The sequence below is a fragment of the Isoptericola sp. b515 genome (assembly GCF_030588125.1).
In the GTDB taxonomy this organism is placed as follows: Bacteria; Actinomycetota; Actinomycetes; order Actinomycetales; family Cellulomonadaceae; genus Isoptericola; species Isoptericola sediminis.
This window is the reverse complement of the sequence record NZ_JAUQYR010000003.1, coordinates 93143-110507: the sequence shown is the minus strand read 5'-3', so window position 1 is coordinate 110507 and position 17365 is coordinate 93143. Positions and strand designations below refer to the sequence as shown.

The following is a 17365-nucleotide window of genomic DNA, read 5'->3' as shown; positions in this document are numbered from 1 at the left end:
TGCGGGTTCCCGCTGCCGGGACCCGCATTCTTCATGCCCACAACGGGTCGGTCAGGACCAGAGGCCCCGCTCGCGCAGGACGTCGCGCAGCAGGTCGGCGCGGTCGGTGACGATGCCGTCGACGTTGAGGTCGAGCAGCCGGCGCATCTCGTCCGGGTCGTTGATGGTCCAGACGTGCACGTGCCGACCCGCGCGGTGCGCCGCGGCCACCGTGGCGGCGTCCACCACGGTGACGCCGCCCTGCGCCGGCGGCACCTGCAGGGCGTCGACGTCGCGCAGCGCCCGCTGCACGAGACCGGGGACCCGCAGCCGGGCCCCGGCGAGGAACCCGAGCACCTCGCTCGTACCCGCGCTGGTGGCCACCGGCCGGGACATCCTCGCCAGCGTGCGCCGGCGCCGGCCCGGGGAGAACGACGTGACGCAGACCCGGTCGTGGCTCGCGGTGCGCTCGATCGCCTCGGCCACGGGCTCGATGCTCGAGTCTCCCTTGACGTCGATGTTGACCCGCAGGTCCGGCCAGGTGCCCAGCAGGTCGTCCAGCCGGGGCACGGGCTCCTGCCCGCCGATCCGGGCGCGCGACACCTGGTCCCAGGTCTGGTCGGCCACCTCGCCGCTGCCGTCGGTGGTGCGGTCCAGCGAGGAGTCGTGCAGCGCGACGGCGACGCCGTCGCGGGTGCCGTGCGCGTCGGTCTCCACGTAGCCGAAGCCGAGGTCGACGGCCGCCTCGAACGCGGCCATCGAGTTCTCCAGGTTCTCGTCCCCGTGGGAGAAGCCCCGGTGCGCCAGCGCGACCACCTGCCGGCCGGGGGTGCCGGGGCGCGGGTCGAGGTACGGGTGGGTGCTGCGGTGCTCGTTCATGGCTTCGACCCTGTCACGACGTCGTCGATCCAGCCCGTCAGGCCGGTGAGGTACCGCAGGCGGGGCTCCTCGCGGGACAGCAGCAGGTCGTGCACCCCGCCCGGCACGGTCAGGGTGTCGACCCGATCGCCCAGGCGCGGTGCCAGCCGGGCGATCTGCGCGACGTCGAGCACCGTGTCCTGGACGTCGAGGTCGGGGTTGGTCGCCACGTCCGGACCGGAGCGGTCCGAGCGTGCCACCAGCACCGGGACATCGATGGCCAGCCCTCGCGCCACCCGGGCCTGGCCGCGGCGCACCGCGCGCAGCCACCCGGCACGGACCGGCTGACCCTCGGGCCTCTTGTAGCGCACGTCGAAGTCCCACCGGCCGCCGTTCGTCGCGAGCTGGTGCGTCGCGTACACGGACGGGGTCGTCGACAGCACCGCCGTCGGCGACCACGGTCCGACGGCGTCCAGCACCCAGGTGCCCAGGGTGCGCTGCAGCCACGAGGCGTGCAGGTCGAGGAACGGGCTGTCCAGCGCGAGGGCGTCGACGTCGCCCCGGCCCCGGTGGGCGTGCGCCCACAGCGCCGCCAGCAGCCCGCCGGTCGAGTGCGCGTGCAGGACGAGCGGGACGCCGTGCGCGGCCGCTCGGGCGGCGTGCACCGCGGCGGTGAGCGCGGGGCCGTGCTCGCGCAGGTCGGTGACGAAGTGCGGGATCTGGTCGGCGCGCAGCGAGCGTCCCGCGCCCGGCAGGTCGACGCCCAGCAGGGCGACGCCCTGCTCCTCGAGCGCCCGGGCGAAGTGGTCCTGGAAGAAGTAGTCGTTGTAGCCGTGCAGGTGCAGCACCACGGCGCGCGGACGCGGGGGAGCCGTGGCCGAGCGCACCAGCGTGCCCCCGCCGACCGGCGTGCTCTCGAACGGCCCGCCCAGCAGCTCGTCCGGCCGCCAGGTGGTGGCCACGGTGTCGTCGCGCACACCGGCAACCTACCGGAGCATCCCCGGACCTGGCGCAGAATGGGTCCGTGCGATCCCCGTTGCGCCATCTCCAGCGCCGCGCCGGCCGGCAGCTCTTCGAACAGGTCTCCGGCGGCAGCGCCGGCCGTGCCGCGCGCGAACGCATCCACACGAGCCCCGGGCCGCGCTGGTTCGCCGACGACTCCGCCATCGCCCGCGTGCACGGCGACGCCTCCATGTTCGTCGGCGGGGTCCGCGCCCTGCTGCTGCAGTCGCTGCACCCCCTGGCCATGGCGGCCGTGGCGGACCACTCCGGCTACCGGGGCGACCCGTGGGGCCGGCTGGGCCGCACCAGCACGTTCCTCGCCGAGACCACCTTCGCCACCGCGGACGACGCCCAGCGGGCGGTCGACGTCGTCCGGGCCGTGCACGCGCGCGTCGCCGGCGTCGCGCCCGACGGACGACCCTACGCGGCCGACGACCCGTGGCTGCTGCGCTGGGTGCACGTCGCCGAGGTCGACAGCTTTCTCGGCGCCCACCAGCGGTACGGCCGCCGCCCGCTCGACGGCGCCGGGTGCGACGCCTACCTCGCCGAGACCGCGACCGTCGCCGAGCGGCTCGGCGCGGACCGGCCACCACGCTCGCGGACCGAGCTGCGCAAGGCCCTGGACGAGTACCGCGACGAGCTCGCCGCCACGGACGCCTCGCGCGACGTCGCCCGGTTCCTGCTCGCCGAACCCCCGCTGCCGTGGACGGCCCGCGGCCCCTACGTCCTGCTCGCTGCGGCCTCCTACGGAGCGCTGCCCCGGTGGGCCCAGGAGCTGACCCCGGCCCCGTGGCCGCTGCGCGGTGAGCCCGCGCCCGTCCGGGTGGGCGGGCACCTGGCCACGCGCGCGATCCGGTGGGCGCTCGCGGGAGACCCGCCGCCCCGCCGACCCGCCTGAGATCGGCACCCCGAGCGCGCGGGGCTACCCGCCACCCCCCGGGATGCGCCAGACTCACCGACCATGAGCGACACGACACCGACGACGTCGTCGGGCCACGACGACGCCTCCGCCACCTTCGCCACGCTGCCGCCCACCGAGCGGCGGCGTCGCGTGGTGGCGTGGGCCCTGTGGGACTGGGCCACCCAGCCGTTCAACACGGTGATCGTCACCTTCGTCTTCACCGCCCTGTACCTGACCAGCGACGCCTTCCTGGAACCGTCCGTGGCGGCGCTGGGCGCGGACGACCCGGCCCGGGAGAGCGCCCTGGCCACGCTCTCCAGCGGGCTGGGCGCCTGGATCACGGCCGGCGGGGTGCTGGTGGCGCTGCTCGCACCGGTGCTGGGCCGCCGGGCGGACGTGGCCGGCCGCCGCAAGGCCTGGCTCGCCGGGGGCACGGTCGTGCTCGTCGTGGCGATGTTCGGTCTCGGCCTCGTGCGGGCGGAGCCGGCGTACTTCGCGCTCGGGGCCGCGCTCGTGTCGCTGGGCAGCGTGGCGGGGGAGATCGCCGGGGTGAACTACAACGCGATGCTCACGCAGGTCTCGACGCCGTCCACCGTGGGTCGCGTCTCCGGGCTGGGCTGGGGCCTGGGCTACATGGGCGGGATCGTCGCGCTCGTCCTGGTGGTCGTGGCCAGCAGCGCGGACTTCTTCGGGATGGACACCTCGGACGGCTGGGGCTACCGGGCGATCGCGATCGGGTGCGGGTTGTGGGCCGTCGCCTTCGCCTGGCCGCTCTTCCGCCGGGTGCCCGAGGCCCCGCCGGCCGCTGACAGGCCCCGGGTGGGGTTCTTCGCGGGCTACGTCGAGCTGTGGCGGGACGTCGTCGACCTGTGGCGCACCGCGCGCACGACCTTCTGGTTCCTGCTGGCCAGCGCCGTCTACCGCGACGGGCTGGCCGGCGTGTTCACCTTTGGCGCGATCGTCGCGGCCGTGTCCTACCGCTTCGGCGACAACGACGTGATGATCTTCGGCATCGCGGCGAACCTCATCGCCGGCGTGAGCACCATGGCCGCGGGGCTCTTCGACGACCGGTTGGGGCCGCGCACGGTGATCCTGTGGTCGCTGGCCGCCCTGGTGCTGTGCGGCACGGCGATCGTCGCGCTGTACCCCCTGGGGGCTCCGGTGTTCTGGGTCGCCGGGCTCGCCCTGACGGCGTTCGTCGGGCCCGCGCAGTCCGCCTCCCGGTCGTTCCTGGCGCGGGTCACGCCCGCGGGCCGGGAGTCGGAGGTGTTCGGGCTGTACGCCACCACCGGCCGCGCCGTCTCGTTCCTGACCCCGGCGCTGTGGACCGCCGTCATCGCCCTGACCGGTGCGACGATCTGGGGCACGCTCGCGATCGTCGCCGTCCTGCTCGCCGGGCTGGTGCTCATGCTCGTGGTCACCGATCCCGCCGAACGCTGACCTCTCCCTCGTGACCTGCCCACGGGACCTGCCGGTGCGACCCGCTGGCGAGGTACCCGGGACGCCCGCAGCATGGGTCGCATGGGGCAGGTGACCGCGTACGTGGCCGGCCTGGACGAGCCCGACCGGTCCGCGGTGGCCGACGTCGTCGCCCGGGCGCGCCGGCTCGTGCCCGAGGCCACCGAGGGTGTCGGCTACGGCATGCCGGCGCTGCGGTACCGGGACAGCCCGCTGCTCGCCGTCGTCGCCCGGGCGCACCACGTCGGTGTCTACCCGTTCAGCCCGGCGGCGATCGTGGCGCTCGCCGACCGGCTGGCCGACTTCCGGGTGACGAAGGGGTCGATCGCGTTCCAGCCCGATCATCCGCTGCCCGGCGAGGTCGTGGACCGGCTGGTGACGCTGCGCCGTGAGGAGATCGACGCCCTCCGGACGCGTCGGCCGGTGTAGACGCCCGTGCCGGCCCTCGACGCGGCCACCTGCCGCCACCGGTTCGCCGCGGCACGTCACGCGGTGCTCGCCACCTCCGCCGACGACGTGCCGCACCTGGTGCCGGTGACGTTCGCCGTGGTTCCCGCGCTGGAGGGCGGCCCGGACCGGGTCGACGTGGTGACCGCCGTCGACCACAAGCCCAAGCGGACGAGCGACCTGCGCCGGCTGCGCAACCTGCGGGCCAACCCGCGGGCGGCGCTGCTGGTCGACGTCTACGACGACGACTGGGACCGGCTGTGGTGGGTCCGGGCGGACGTCCGCGCCCGGTCGGACGACGCCGGCCGCGAGGCCGCGCTGGCCGCGCTGGCCGCCCGGTACGCGCCGTACCGACGCGCGCGACCGTCCGGTCCGGTGGTCCGGCTCGCCGTGGAGCGCTGGCGCGGGTGGGCGGCCCGGTGACCGGGCGGGGGAGTGCTGGCTAGGCTCGGGACATGACCGACACACCGCGCGTGATGATCCTCAACGGCCCGAACCTCGGCCGGCTCGGCGTGCGCGAGCCGGAGATCTACGGCCACGCGTCGATGGCGGACCTGCGCGAGGCCGCCGACGACTGGGGCGCGCGGCTCGGTCTGGACGTGGAGGTGCGCCAGACCGACGACGAGGCGCAGATCGTGGGCTGGCTGCACGAGGCCGTGGACTCGCGGTCGCACGTCGTCCTCAACCCTGCAGCCTTCACCCACTACAGCTATGCGCTGCGTGACGCCGCGGCCCAGGTGACGACGTCGTCGCTGCTGCTGGTCGAGGTGCACCTGTCCAACCCGGCGGCGCGGGAGTCGTTCCGGCACTACTCGGTGGTCGCCGGTATCGCGACGGGGACCGTGGCCGGGTTCGGCTTCGACTCCTACCGTCTGGCGCTCGAGGCGATCGCTCACAAGCTCTCGCACTAGATCACCGCATATCAAGCCCTCTTGCTTGATCAGGCACCATCAAGTTTCTATGCTTGATGCATGATCGTGCTGACGGTGGACCAGCGGGACAGCACCACCCGGGGTGACCTCGTGCCGGAGGTGCTCGCGCTGCTGCGCACCCGCACGGGCGGCGAGCGGCCCGGCGTGCGCCTCGGGTTCGACCGGACGGTCGGCGACGAGGTGCAGGGTGTGCTGGACGGCGACGACGGTGCACGGCTCGCCGTCGAGATCGTCGCCGACCTCCTGCGCGACGGGGGCTGGTCGGTCGGCGTCGGCGTCGGGGCCGTGCAGGATCCGTTGCCGGCCGCCTCGCGCGCCGCGTCCGGCCCGGCGTTCGTCCGCGCGCGCGAGGCGGTCGAGGACGCCAAGCGGCGCGGCAGCGTCGTGCCGCTCGCCGTCGTCGGTGCCACGGACGAGCCGGGAGCCACGATCGCCGGGGACGCCCAGTCGCTGCTCCGGCTGCTGGGCGCCGTCGCGGCGCGTCGGTCCCCGGCCGGCTGGGAGGCCGTCGATACCCTCGGCGAGCAGGAGGCGTCGGCGGCGCCGCAACGGGCGACGGCGGAGGTCCTGGGCGTGAGCGAGCAGGCGGTCAGCCAACGGCTGCGCACCGCCCTGTGGGCCGAGGAGCTGGCGGTGCGTCCCCTGGCCGCGCGGCTGCTGCGGGCGGCCGACGTGGCGGCGTGCGCCGCGGACGGACCCGGCGGACCGGTGGAGGAGTGAGGCGATGATCTGGTGGGCCGTCGGGCTGTGGGTGGTCACCCTCGCCCTGAGCGTCGGGGGCGGTGCCTGGCTGGTGCCCCTCGTGCTGCGGCACGCCGAGTCCCGGGCCGGGGCGCGGGCGCAGGCCGAGGCGCTGGCCGTGCTCGGCAACGGCACGTGGATCGGTCTGCTCGAGCGGTTCGCGATCACCGGCACCGTCCTGGCCGGCTACCCGGAGGGGGTCGCCGTCGTCGTCGCCGTCAAGGCGCTGGGCCGGCTGCCGGAGCTGCGCGAGCACCCCGTGGCGGGGGAGCGGTTCGTCGTGGGCAGCCTCGCCTCGTTGGTGTGGGCGGGGTCGCTCGGGGTGGCCGGGCAGGCGCTGCTGTCGTCCCTGTAGACTGTCCCGGGCCGTTCTGCCGCCGGGGATGCCGACATCCCGCCGGGGCGACCGGCCGACCATCCTTTCCCGAGACCTGTCGAGGACGAACAACACCGTGGCTACCTCCAACGACATCAAGAACGGCACCGTGCTGCGCATCGACGGCCAGCTCTGGTCCGTTCTCGAGTTCCAGCACGTCAAGCCGGGCAAGGGTGGCGCGTTCGTCCGCACCAAGCTGAAGAACGTGCTCTCGGGCAAGGTGGTCGACAAGACGTTCAACGCCGGCGCGAAGGTCGAGACGGCCAACGTGGACCGCCGCGACTACCAGTACCTGTACATGGACGGCGAGGACTTCGTCTTCATGGACACCGACACCTACGACCAGATCCCGGTCTCCACGACCGTCGTGGGCGGCGCCAAGGACTACATGCTCGAGGGCATGAGCGTCATGGTCGCCATGAACGAGGGCGTCCCCCTCTACGTCGAGCTGCCCCCGTCGGTCGTGCTGGAGATCACCTACACCGAGCCGGGCCTGCAGGGCGACCGCTCCACCGGCGGCACGAAGCCGGCCACCCTGGAGACCGGCGCCGAGGTCCAGGTCCCGCTGTTCCTCGACCAGGGCACCAAGGTCAAGGTCGACACCCGTGACGGGTCGTACCTCGGCCGCGTGAACGACTGACGTGGGCGCACGGACCAAGGCGCGCAAGCGCGCCGCCGACATCCTCTTCGAGTCGGAGCAGCGCGCGATGGACCCGCTCGTGCTGCTCGCCGACCGGGTGATCGAGCCGCACGCCGAGGCGAGCGTGCCGCAGTACACCGTCGAGCTCGTCGAGGGCGTCGTCGCCCACCGCGAGCGGATCGACGAGCTGCTCGAGACCTACTCGCGCGACTGGACGCTGGCGCGCATGCCGGCGGTCGACCGGTCGCTGCTGCGGGTGGGTGCCTACGAGCTGCTGTACAACGACGACGTGCCCGACGCCGTGGCCGTCGACGAGGCGGTGGACCTGGCGGGCCAGCTGTCCACCGACGAGTCGCCGAGCTTCGTCAACGGCGTCCTCGGGCGGCTGATGGAGATCAAGCCGACCCTGCTCGACTGACGGCGCGGGTCGCCGGGCGTCCACCGTGCGGACGCCCGGCACCCGGCGCCGAGGTTCCGGGTTAGGCTTGCCCGGAACAGACCCCCTTTAATGCCGTCCCGTGAGGCGGAGAAGGAGTCCCGTTGAGCCCTGGCCCTGCGCTGCCCGCAGACCCCACCCCGGACGGCACGACCGTCCTCGGCGCGAGCGACGTCTCCCGCGCCCTCACCCGCATCGCCCACGAGATCGTCGAACGCGCCAAGGGCGCCGACGACGTGGTGCTGCTCGGCATCCCGACCCGCGGGGTGACCCTCGCCCACCGGCTCGCCGAGCGGTTGGCCGGCATCGAACCGGCCTTCGACCCCGCCGCGAGCACCGGCGAGCTCGACGTCACGATGTACCGCGACGACCTGCGTCGCCAGCCCACCCGCGCCGTCGGCGTCACCCGCCTGCCGCAGGCGGGGATCGAGGGGCGCACGGTCGTGCTCGTCGACGACGTGCTCTACTCCGGCCGGACCATCCGCGCCGCGCTGGACGCCCTCGGCGACCTGGGCCGCCCGCGGGCGGTCCGCCTGGCCTGCCTGGTCGACCGCGGGCACCGCGAGCTGCCCATCCGCCCGGACTTCGTGGGCAAGAACCTGCCGACCTCCACCTCGGAGCGTGTCCGCGTGCTGCTCTCCGAGGTCGACGGGGTCGAGGACGCCGTGGTCATCTCCGGCCGCGAGCACGGCGAGGGGGGTGCGCGATGAAGCACCTGCTCTCCACCGCCGACCTGAGCAAGGACGAGGCGGTGCTGCTGCTGGACACCGCGGCGCAGATGGCCGCGACCCAGTCCCGCGAGATCAAGAAGCTGCCCACCCTGCGCGGGCGCACCGTGGTCAACCTCTTCTTCGAGGACTCCACCCGCACCCGGATCTCCTTCGAGACCGCCGCCAAGCGGCTGTCCGCCGACGTCATCAACTTCTCCGCCAAGGGGTCGAGCGTCTCCAAGGGAGAGTCCCTCAAGGACACGGCCCTGACGCTGCACGCCATGGGCGCCGACGCCGTCGTGGTGCGGCACTGGGCCTCCGGCGCCCCCTACCAGCTCGCGCACGCCGGCTGGCTGGACGCGGGCGTGCTCAACGCGGGCGACGGCACGCACCAGCACCCCACCCAGGCGCTGCTGGACGCGTACACGATCCGGCGGCACCTCGTGGGTCTCCGCGGCGGCGCGGGCGAGGGCGTCGGTGCCGACCTGGCAGGCCTGAAGGTCGCCATCGTCGGCGACGTGCTGCACTCCCGGGTCGCGCGGGCCAACGTGGCGCTGCTGCACACGCTCGGCGCCGAGGTGACCCTGGTCGCCCCGCCCACTCTCGTCCCCGTCGGGGTGGAGACGTGGCCGTGCGCCGTGTCCTACCACCTCGACCAGACCCTGGCGGAGTTCCAGCCGGACGCCGTCATGATGCTGCGCGTCCAGCGCGAACGGATGTCCGGCGGCGCGGGCGGGTTCTTCCCGAGCCCGCTGGAGTACACCCGCTACTACGGCCTGGACGCCCGGCGCCTGGCGCGGCTGGCCGACCACGCGATCGTGCTGCACCCCGGCCCGATGAACCGGGGCCTGGAGATCTCCGCGGAGGCCGCCGACTCCGACCGCGCCGTCATCGTCGAGCAGGTCGCCAACGGCGTCGCCGTGCGGATGGCGGCCCTCTACCTGCTGATGGCCGGGGAGGACTCGGCAGAAGGGAACGACCTGTGAGCCAGCAGTCCACCACCTACGTCCTGCGCGGGGCACGTCCGCTGGGCGGGGAGCCCGCCGACGTCGTGCTGCGCGACGGCATGGTCGCCGAGATCACCGCGGCCGGCGCGGCCGACACCACCGGGGCGGAGGTCGTCGAGGCCGACGGGCAGGTCCTGCTGCCCGGGCTGGTCGACCTGCACACGCACCTGCGCGAACCCGGACGCGAGGACGCCGAGACCGTCGCCTCGGGGACCCGGGCCGCCGCGGCCGGCGGCTTCACCGCCGTGCACGCGATGGCGAACACCTCGCCCGTGGCCGACACCGCCGGTGTCGTGGAGCAGGTCCACCGTCTCGGCCAGGAGGCCGGATGGGTCGACGTGCACCCCGTCGGGGCCGTGACGGTGGGTCTCGACGGCGAGCGTCTCGCCGAGCTGGGGGCCATGGCCGACTCCGCGGCCCACGTGCGGGTCTTCTCCGACGACGGCAGGTGTGTCGCGGACCCCGTGCTCATGCGGCGCGCGCTGGAGTACGTCAAGGCGTTCGACGGCGTCGTCGCCCAGCACGCCCAGGAGCCGCGCCTGACCGAGGGCGCCCAGATGAACGAGGGCGTCGTCTCCGGCGAGATCGGCCTGACCGGATGGCCCGCCGTCGCCGAGGAGGCGATCATCGCCCGCGACGTGCTCCTCGCCGAGCACGTCGGCTCGCGGCTGCACGTGTGCCACCTGTCCACCGCCGGGTCGGTGGAGATCGTGCGCTGGGCCAAGTCCCGGGGCATCGACGTCACCGCCGAGGTCACCCCGCACCACCTGCTGCTCACCGACGACCTGGCGCGCAGCTACGACCCCACGTTCAAGGTGAACCCGCCGCTGCGCACCGCGGCCGACGTCGAGGCCGTGCGCGAGGGCCTGGCCGACGGCACGATCGACATCGTCGCCACCGACCACGCCCCGCACACCCGCGAGGACAAGGACTGCGAGTGGGGCGCCGCCGCGTTCGGCATGACCGGCCTGGAGACCGCGCTGAGCGTGGTGCAGGAGACGATGGTCGACACCGGGCGGCTGACCTGGGCGGACGTCGCCCGGGTGCTGTCGGCCGCCCCCGCACGGATCGGCCGGGTCGACACCGGACCGGCCGCCCAGGGTCGACCGGTCGCCGTCGGCGAGCCCGCCAACCTCACCCTCGTCGACCCGGCGGTCCGCCGGACGGTCGACGGTGCCGCGCAGGTCACCGCGAGCGGCAACACGCCGTTCCGCGGGCGCACCCTGCCCGGAGAGGTCCGCGCGACGTTCCTGCGTGGCCGGGCGACCGTGCTCGACGGCACGCCGGTCGCGGTGGGGGAGGCGGTCCGATGAACCTGCCGCTGCCCGTCGCCGTCGGGATCTGGGTCGTCGTCGGCCTCGTCCTGCTGCTGCTCGTCCTCACCGGCCGCCGTCGCCTGGCCACCCGCACCCGGCACCTGGTGCCCTCCCCGCCGGAGCCGCCCCTGACCGAGGGAGAGCTCGGCGAGATGGTCGTCGGCCCGGTGGAGGCCGTCTACGTCTCCAGCACCCTGCACGGGGACTGGTTGGCCCGGATCGGTGCCCACGGACTGGGCGACCGGTCCCACGCCGAGGTCACCGTGTACGCCGGCGGCGTCGTCGTCGACCGCGACGCCGCCCGGCCCCTGCTGCTGCCCGCCGACGCGCTGCGCGCCGCCGGGACCGCGCCGGGCATGGCCGGCAAGTACGTCGGGCGCGACGGCCTCGTCGTGCTGACCTGGCAGGTGCCGGCCGACGGCACCGTCGAGGCCACCACCGTCGACACGGGGCTGCGCACCCGCCACCGGGCCGACCACGACCGGCTCCTGGCCGCCGTGCGGCCCCTGATCTCCCCGTCCACGCCGAGCCCGAAGGATCCGCAGTGAGCACCACCACCAGCACCGAACCGGCGGTCCTCGTCCTCGAGGACGGCACCGTCGCCCGCGGCACCGCCTACGGCGCCCGGGGCGCCACCGTCGGCGAGATCGTGTTCTCCACCGGCATGACCGGCTACCAGGAGACCCTCACCGACCCCTCCTACCACCGCCAGATCGTCGTGATGACCGCGCCGCACATCGGCAACACCGGCATCAACGCCGACGACCCCGAGTCGCACCGCATCTGGGTCGCCGGCTACGTCCTGCGCGACCCCGCCCGCCGGCACTCGAGCTGGCGGGCCACCGGCAGCCTCGACGAGGAGCTGGCGTCCCAGGACGTCGTCAGCATCGCCGGCGTCGACACCCGATTCCTCACGCGCCACCTGCGCGAGCTCGGCGTCATGCGCGCCGGCATCTTCTCCGGCGACGCGCTGTTCACCGACGGCGTCGAGCGGGACGTCGCGGACCTCGTGGCGGAGGTGCGGGCCGCACCGCCCATGGCCGGCGCGGACCTCGCCCGCGAGGTGTCGACCGCCGAGACCTACACGGTCGAGCCCTCCGGCGACTTCGCCGGGGCCGACCCCGTGGCCACCGTGGTGGCCGTCGACCTCGGCATCAAGGCGATGACGCCCGCGCGTCTCGCCGAACGTGGCGTGCGCGTGCACGTGGTGCCCCAGTCGGCGACCTTCGAGGACGTCGTCGCGCTGCTGCCCGAGGACGGCCCGTCCGGCGTCTTCTTCTCCAACGGCCCGGGCGACCCTGCCGCCGCGACGGCCGAGGTCGACCTCCTGCGCCGGGTGCTCGACCGCCGGATCCCGTTCTTCGGCATCTGCTTCGGCAACCAGCTCTTCGGCCGGGCGCTGGGCTACGGCACCTACAAGCTCGGCTACGGCCACCGCGGCATCAACCAGCCCGTCCTGGACCGCACCACGGACAAGGTGGAGGTCACGGCACACAACCACGGGTTCGCCGTGGACGCCCCGGTCGAGGCGGTCAGCACCGCCCCGCACGACGGCGAGCGCGACGACGACACCCGCTACGGGCGCGTCATCGTCTCCCACGTCGGGCTCAACGACCGGGTGGTCGAGGGCCTGACCGCCCTGGACCTGCCGGCGTTCTCCGTCCAGTACCACCCCGAGGCCGCCGCCGGACCGCACGACAGCGCCTACCTGTTCGACCGCTTCGTCGAGCTCATGACCACCCGCCGGCCCGTGCACGTCCCCGACGCAGCGCTCACGGCGCTGACCGCACCGGGCACCACCACCGGCGAGAAGGAGAACTGATGCCCCGCCGTTCCGACCTCTCCTCCGTCCTGGTCATCGGGTCCGGCCCGATCGTCATCGGCCAGGCCTGCGAGTTCGACTACTCCGGCACCCAGGCGTGCCGTGTGCTGAAGGAGGAGGGCCTGCGCGTCGTGCTGGTCAACTCCAACCCGGCCACGATCATGACCGACCCGGAGTTCGCCGACGCCACCTACGTCGAGCCGATCACCCGCGAGGTGCTCACCTCCATCATCGCCAAGGAGCGACCCGACGCCCTGCTGCCCACCCTCGGCGGGCAGACGGCCCTCAACGCGGCCATCGAGCTGCACGAGGCCGGGGTGCTGGAGGAGTACGGCGTCGAGCTCATCGGCGCGAACATCCCGGCCATCCGCAAGGGCGAGGACCGCGAGGAGTTCAAGGAGGTCGTCGAGGTCTGCGGCGGCGAGTCCGCCCGCTCGCGCATCATCCACTCCGTCGACGGTGCGCTCGAGGCCGCCGAGGACCTCGGCTACCCGATGGTCGTGCGGCCGTCCTACACCATGGGCGGGCTCGGGTCGGGCCTCGCCTACGACGAGGCGGACCTGCGCCGCATCGTGAGTCAGGGCCTGCACTACTCCCCGGTGACCGAGGTGCTCCTGGAGGAGTCGATCCTCGGCTGGAAGGAGTACGAGCTGGAGCTCATGCGCGACAAGAACGACAACGTCGTGGTCGTGTGCTCCATCGAGAACGTCGACCCGGTCGGCGTGCACACCGGCGACTCGGTGACCGTCGCCCCGGCGATGACCCTCACCGACCGCGAGTACCAGACGCTGCGCGACATCGGCATCGCGGTCATCCGCGAGGTGGGCGTGGACACCGGCGGCTGCAACATCCAGTTCGCGGTCGAGCCCGATACGGGGCGCGTCGTCGTCATCGAGATGAACCCGCGGGTGTCGCGCTCGTCGGCGCTGGCCTCCAAGGCCACCGGGTTCCCGATCGCGAAGATCGCCGCCAAGCTCGCCGTCGGCTACACGCTCGACGAGATCCCCAACGACATCACGCAGGTCACCCCGGCCAGCTTCGAGCCGACGCTCGACTACGTCGTGGTCAAGGTGCCGCGGTTCGCCTTCGAGAAGTTCCCGGCGGCGGACGACACCCTCACCACCACGATGAAGTCCGTGGGCGAGGCCATGGCCCTGGGCCGCAACTTCACCGAGGCCCTCGGCAAGGCGCTGCGCAGCATCGACAAGGGCGGCGTCGACTTCCACTGGACCGGCGAGGCGCCGTCCGGCGACGAGCTGGCCGAGCTCCTCACCGCGATCCGCACGCCCACCGAGCAGCGTCTGGTCGGCGTCCAGCAGGCACTGCGCGCGGTCGAGGCGGGGCACGCCACGCTCGAGCAGGTCTTCGACGCGACCAAGATCGACCCGTGGTTCCTGGACCAGATCCTGCTGGTCAACGAGGTCGCCGCCGAGGTGGCCGCCGCGCCGAACCTCACCGCGGACCTGCTGCGGCTCGCCAAGCGCCACGGGCTGTCCGACGTCCAGGTCGCCGCGCTGCGGTCCATGGGGCCCGGGGGAGCGGCCGGTGTGCGCGAGGCGCGTCACGCCCTGGGCGTGCGGCCGGTGTACAAGACGGTGGACACCTGCGCCGCGGAGTTCGCCGCGCGCACGCCGTACCACTACTCGTCCTACGACACCGAGACCGAGGTCTCCCCGCGCGAGCGGGAAGCCGTCATCATCCTCGGTTCCGGACCCAACCGGATCGGCCAGGGCATCGAGTTCGACTACTCGTGCGTGCACGCCGCCCTGACCCTGAAGGACACCTACGAGACCGTCATGGTCAACTGCAACCCCGAGACGGTCTCGACGGACTACGACACCTCGGACCGGCTGTACTTCGAGCCGCTGACCTTCGAGGACGTCCTGGAGGTCTACGAGGCCGAGCTCGCCGCGGGGCCGGTCAAGGGCATCATCGTCCAGCTCGGCGGCCAGACCCCGCTGTCGCTGGCGCAGCGCCTGTCCGACGCCGGTCTGCCGGTCCTGGGCACGACGCCCGAGGCCATCGACGCGGCCGAGGACCGCGGCCTGTTCGGCGAGGTGCTCGCCCAGGCCGGCCTCCCGGCCCCGGCGTTCGGCACCGCGCGGTCCCTGGGTGAGGCCCGGGACGTCGCGGACCGCATCGGCTACCCGGTGCTGGTGCGCCCGTCTTACGTGCTCGGCGGCCGCGGCATGGAGATCGTCTACTCCTCGGACCAGCTCACCGGGTACGTCGAGCGCGCCCTGGAGGAGGCCGCGGCGCACGCGGTGACCTCCCGCGCCCCCGGCGTCCTGCCCGCCCCGCTGCTCATCGACCGCTTCCTGGACGACGCCATGGAGATCGACGTCGACGCGCTGTTCGACGGGGAGGAGCTGTTCCTCGGCGGCGTCATGGAGCACATCGAGGAGGCGGGCATCCACTCCGGCGACTCGGCGTGCGTGCTGCCCCCGGTGTCGCTCAGCGAGGCCGAGATCGAGCGGATCCGCCGGTCCACGGAGGCGATCGCCCGCGGCGTGGGCGTGCGGGGGCTGCTCAACGTCCAGTACGCGCTGGTCTCGGACGTGCTGTACGTGCTGGAGGCGAACCCGCGGGCCTCGCGCACCGTGCCGTTCGTCTCGAAGGCCACGGGCGCCTCGCTGGCCAAGGCGGCCGCGCGCATCATGGTCGGCGAGTCGATCGCCGACCTGCGCGCCGAGGGCGTCCTGCCGGCCACCGGCGACGGCGGCAGCCTGGACCTGGGCGCACCGCTGGCCGTCAAGGAGGCCGTGCTGCCGTTCAAGCGTTTCCGCACCGCCGAGGGGCACGTGGTGGACACCGTGCTCGGTCCGGAGATGCGGTCGACCGGTGAGGTGATGGGGTTCGACAAGGACTTCCCGCACGCCTTCGCCAAGTCGCAGGCCGCCGCCTACGGGGGCCTGCCCACCGGGGGCACCGTGTTCGTCTCGGTCGCCGACCGGGACAAGCGCTCGATCGTCTTCCCCGTGCTGCGGCTGGCGGAGATCGGCTTCGAGGTGCTGGCCACGGCCGGCACCGCCCAGGTGCTGGCCCGCAACGGCATCGCGGCCACGACCGTGCGCAAGTACTCCCAGGGCGAGGGCGCGGACGGTGAGCCGACCGTCGTCGACCTCATCAACGACGGCAAGGTCGACCTGGTGGTGAACTCGCCGTCCGGTCAGGGCGCGCGTGCCGACGGGTACGAGATCCGGGCGGCCACGACGGCCGCCGACAAGCCCATGGTCACCACGGTCGACCAGCTCGCCGCGGCGGTGCAGGGGATCGAGGCCGTGCGCGGCGGCCCGTTCGACGTCGGCAGCCTGCAGGAGCACACCGCCGCCACCGTGGCGCGTCGCGAGGCCGCCGTCCGGGCGGACGCGTGACCGCGCCGGCAGGTCCGGTGCCGTTCGGGGCCCGGCTGGCCGGGGCCATGGACGACCACGGCCCGCTCTGCGTGGGCATCGACCCGCACGCGGCGCTGCTGGAGGCCTGGTCCCTGCCCGACGACGCCACCGGTGTGCGCGAGTTCGGCCTGCGTGTCGTCGAGGCGCTCGGCGGCCGGGTGGCGGCCCTGAAGCCGCAGGTGGCGTTCTTCGAGCGGCACGGCTCGCGGGGGCTGGCGGCCCTGGAGGACGTCCTGGCCGCCGCCCGCGCGGCGGGCACCCTGACGGTCGTCGACGCCAAGCGCGGCGACATCGGCTCCACGATGGCCGGCTATGCCGAGGCGTTCCTCGCGGACGGCTCGCCCCTGGCGGGCGACGCCGTCACCCTGACCCCCTACCTCGGCTTCGGCTCCCTCCGGCCGGCGCTGGACCTGGCGGCCGGGACGGGGCGCGGCGTCTTCGTGCTGTGCCTGACCTCCAACCCGGAGGGCGCGCGGGTGCAGCACGCGGTCGCCGCCGACGGGCGCAGCGTCGCCGCGTCGGTCGCGGCCGAGGCGGCGGCCCTGAACGCCGACGCCGAACCGCTGGGGTCGGTCGGCCTGGTGGTCGGTGCGACGGTCGGGGACGCGGTGCGCGCGACCGGGACGGACCTGTCGGCCGTCAACGGTCCGCTGCTGGCCCCGGGGGTCGGGGCGCAGGGCGCGGGGGAGCGCGAGCTGGCCGCCGTGTTCGGCGCCGCGCGAGGCCAGGTCCTGGCCTCGTCGTCGCGGGGCGTGCTGGCCGCCGGACCCGACGCCGGCGCTCTGCGCGGTGCTGCCGCGGCGGCCGTCGCCGAGGTGTCCGCGGCGCTGCGTCCGGCGCGCTGACCGGCCGGGACGTCCCGGCCGCGTCCGGTTGGATGCGGTTCGGGACGAATGTCGACGGTCGGCCGGCGTGGGTTTTCCCACAGGGGCCCCCAGCGATTGCCGCTCCCGCAGGTCGTGGCTACTTTCGAGGGAGCAGTACTCCCTGTCGGTCCGACTGAGTAGGTGACTTGCGTGGCCCTCCCTCCCCTCACCCCGGAACAGCGTGCGGCGGCCCTCGAGAAGGCAGCCGAGGCGCGCCGGGTGCGCGCCGAGATCAAGAACCGTCTGAAGTACTCCCAGGGGTCGCTCAAGGAGGTGATCGAGCAGGGTCAGAAGGACGACGTCGTGGGCAAGCTCAAGGTCGTCTCCCTGCTCGAGTCGCTCCCCGGAGTCGGTAAGGTGAAGGCCCGGGCGATCATGGAAGAGATCGGGATCGCCGAGACCCGCCGGGTCCGCGGTCTCGGACCGCACCAGTCCCAGGCGCTGATCGAGAGGTTTGGCTGAGATTTCCGCACCATCCG

19 protein-coding genes are annotated in these 17365 nt (G+C 73.8%); 17 read left to right on the top strand and 2 right to left on the bottom strand.

Annotation, left to right across the window (positions count from 1 at the left end):
- Positions 1-51: 51 nt before the first annotated feature.
- Both Q6350_RS09530 and Q6350_RS09525 read right to left on the bottom strand, forming a co-directional pair.
- Positions 52-858 (bottom strand): glycerophosphodiester phosphodiesterase, encoded by an 807-nt coding sequence (locus Q6350_RS09530; RefSeq protein WP_305066011.1) that lies wholly within the window; start codon positions 856-858, stop codon positions 52-54.
- Positions 855-1814, bottom strand: coding sequence for an alpha/beta hydrolase (locus Q6350_RS09525; protein WP_304604067.1), 960 nt, complete (start codon positions 1812-1814; stop codon positions 855-857). The genes Q6350_RS09530 and Q6350_RS09525 overlap by 4 nt, the downstream gene beginning before the upstream one ends.
- Positions 1815-1861: 47 nt before the next feature.
- On the opposite strand from Q6350_RS09525, the gene Q6350_RS09520 reads away from it, so the two are divergent.
- From Q6350_RS09520 to mihF, 17 genes are all read left to right on the top strand, one after another.
- A complete protein-coding gene (locus Q6350_RS09520) occupies positions 1862-2737 on the top strand; it encodes an oxygenase MpaB family protein (protein ID WP_305066010.1) in 876 nt (291 codons plus the stop codon).
- A gap of 63 nt (positions 2738-2800) precedes the next feature.
- Positions 2801-4180: an MFS transporter gene (locus Q6350_RS09515; RefSeq protein ID WP_305066009.1), complete on the top strand. Its 1380-nt coding sequence runs from the start codon at positions 2801-2803 to the stop codon at positions 4178-4180.
- An 81-nt stretch (positions 4181-4261) separates the two neighbouring features.
- Positions 4262-4627, top strand: coding sequence for an iron chaperone (locus Q6350_RS09510; protein WP_171248241.1), 366 nt, complete (start codon positions 4262-4264; stop codon positions 4625-4627).
- A gap of 6 nt (positions 4628-4633) precedes the next feature.
- Entirely contained in the window at positions 4634-5068 is a 435-nt protein-coding gene (locus Q6350_RS09505; protein ID WP_305066008.1) for a TIGR03668 family PPOX class F420-dependent oxidoreductase, read from the top strand.
- 32 nt (positions 5069-5100) lie between these two features.
- Positions 5101-5556: a type II 3-dehydroquinate dehydratase gene (locus Q6350_RS09500; protein WP_305066007.1), complete on the top strand. Its 456-nt coding sequence runs from the start codon at positions 5101-5103 to the stop codon at positions 5554-5556.
- A gap of 60 nt (positions 5557-5616) precedes the next feature.
- Positions 5617-6297, top strand: coding sequence for a hypothetical protein (locus tag Q6350_RS09495; RefSeq protein WP_305066006.1), 681 nt, complete (start codon positions 5617-5619; stop codon positions 6295-6297).
- Between the two features lie 4 nt (positions 6298-6301).
- Positions 6302-6673 carry a hypothetical protein gene (locus tag Q6350_RS09490; RefSeq protein ID WP_171248245.1) on the top strand — a complete coding sequence of 124 codons (372 nt, stop codon included), beginning with the start codon at positions 6302-6304 and terminating at the stop codon, positions 6671-6673.
- Positions 6674-6770: 97 nt separating this feature from the next.
- Complete coding sequence (efp, locus tag Q6350_RS09485; protein WP_171248246.1) at positions 6771-7334, top strand: elongation factor P; 564 nt, start codon at positions 6771-6773, stop codon at positions 7332-7334.
- 1 nt (position 7335) lies between these two features.
- A complete protein-coding gene (gene nusB, locus Q6350_RS09480; RefSeq protein WP_171248247.1) occupies positions 7336-7752 on the top strand; it encodes a transcription antitermination factor NusB in 417 nt (138 codons plus the stop codon).
- A gap of 122 nt (positions 7753-7874) precedes the next feature.
- Positions 7875-8480: a bifunctional pyr operon transcriptional regulator/uracil phosphoribosyltransferase PyrR gene (gene pyrR / locus Q6350_RS09475; protein ID WP_304604062.1), complete on the top strand. Its 606-nt coding sequence runs from the start codon at positions 7875-7877 to the stop codon at positions 8478-8480.
- Positions 8477-9466 carry an aspartate carbamoyltransferase catalytic subunit gene (locus Q6350_RS09470; protein ID WP_171248248.1) on the top strand — a complete coding sequence of 330 codons (990 nt, stop codon included), beginning with the start codon at positions 8477-8479 and terminating at the stop codon, positions 9464-9466. The genes pyrR and Q6350_RS09470 overlap by 4 nt, the downstream gene beginning before the upstream one ends.
- Entirely contained in the window at positions 9463-10800 is a 1338-nt protein-coding gene (locus tag Q6350_RS09465) for a dihydroorotase (RefSeq protein ID WP_305066005.1), read from the top strand. The genes Q6350_RS09470 and Q6350_RS09465 overlap by 4 nt, the downstream gene beginning before the upstream one ends.
- Positions 10797-11351 carry a hypothetical protein gene (locus Q6350_RS09460; protein ID WP_305066004.1) on the top strand — a complete coding sequence of 185 codons (555 nt, stop codon included), beginning with the start codon at positions 10797-10799 and terminating at the stop codon, positions 11349-11351. The genes Q6350_RS09465 and Q6350_RS09460 overlap by 4 nt, the downstream gene beginning before the upstream one ends.
- Positions 11348-12625, top strand: coding sequence for a glutamine-hydrolyzing carbamoyl-phosphate synthase small subunit (gene carA / locus Q6350_RS09455; RefSeq protein ID WP_305066003.1), 1278 nt, complete (start codon positions 11348-11350; stop codon positions 12623-12625). Before Q6350_RS09460 ends, carA begins: the two co-directional genes overlap by 4 nt.
- Positions 12625-15999 carry a carbamoyl-phosphate synthase large subunit gene (gene carB, locus Q6350_RS09450; RefSeq protein WP_304604058.1) on the top strand — a complete coding sequence of 1125 codons (3375 nt, stop codon included), beginning with the start codon at positions 12625-12627 and terminating at the stop codon, positions 15997-15999. The genes carA and carB overlap by 1 nt, the downstream gene beginning before the upstream one ends.
- Positions 15996-16865, top strand: coding sequence for an orotidine-5'-phosphate decarboxylase (pyrF, locus tag Q6350_RS09445; RefSeq protein WP_304604057.1), 870 nt, complete (start codon positions 15996-15998; stop codon positions 16863-16865). Before carB ends, pyrF begins: the two co-directional genes overlap by 4 nt.
- 171 nt (positions 16866-17036) lie before the next feature.
- Positions 17037-17348 carry an integration host factor, actinobacterial type gene (gene mihF / locus Q6350_RS09440; RefSeq protein ID WP_171248254.1) on the top strand — a complete coding sequence of 104 codons (312 nt, stop codon included), beginning with the start codon at positions 17037-17039 and terminating at the stop codon, positions 17346-17348.
- The last annotated feature ends 17 nt before the right edge of the window (positions 17349-17365 follow it).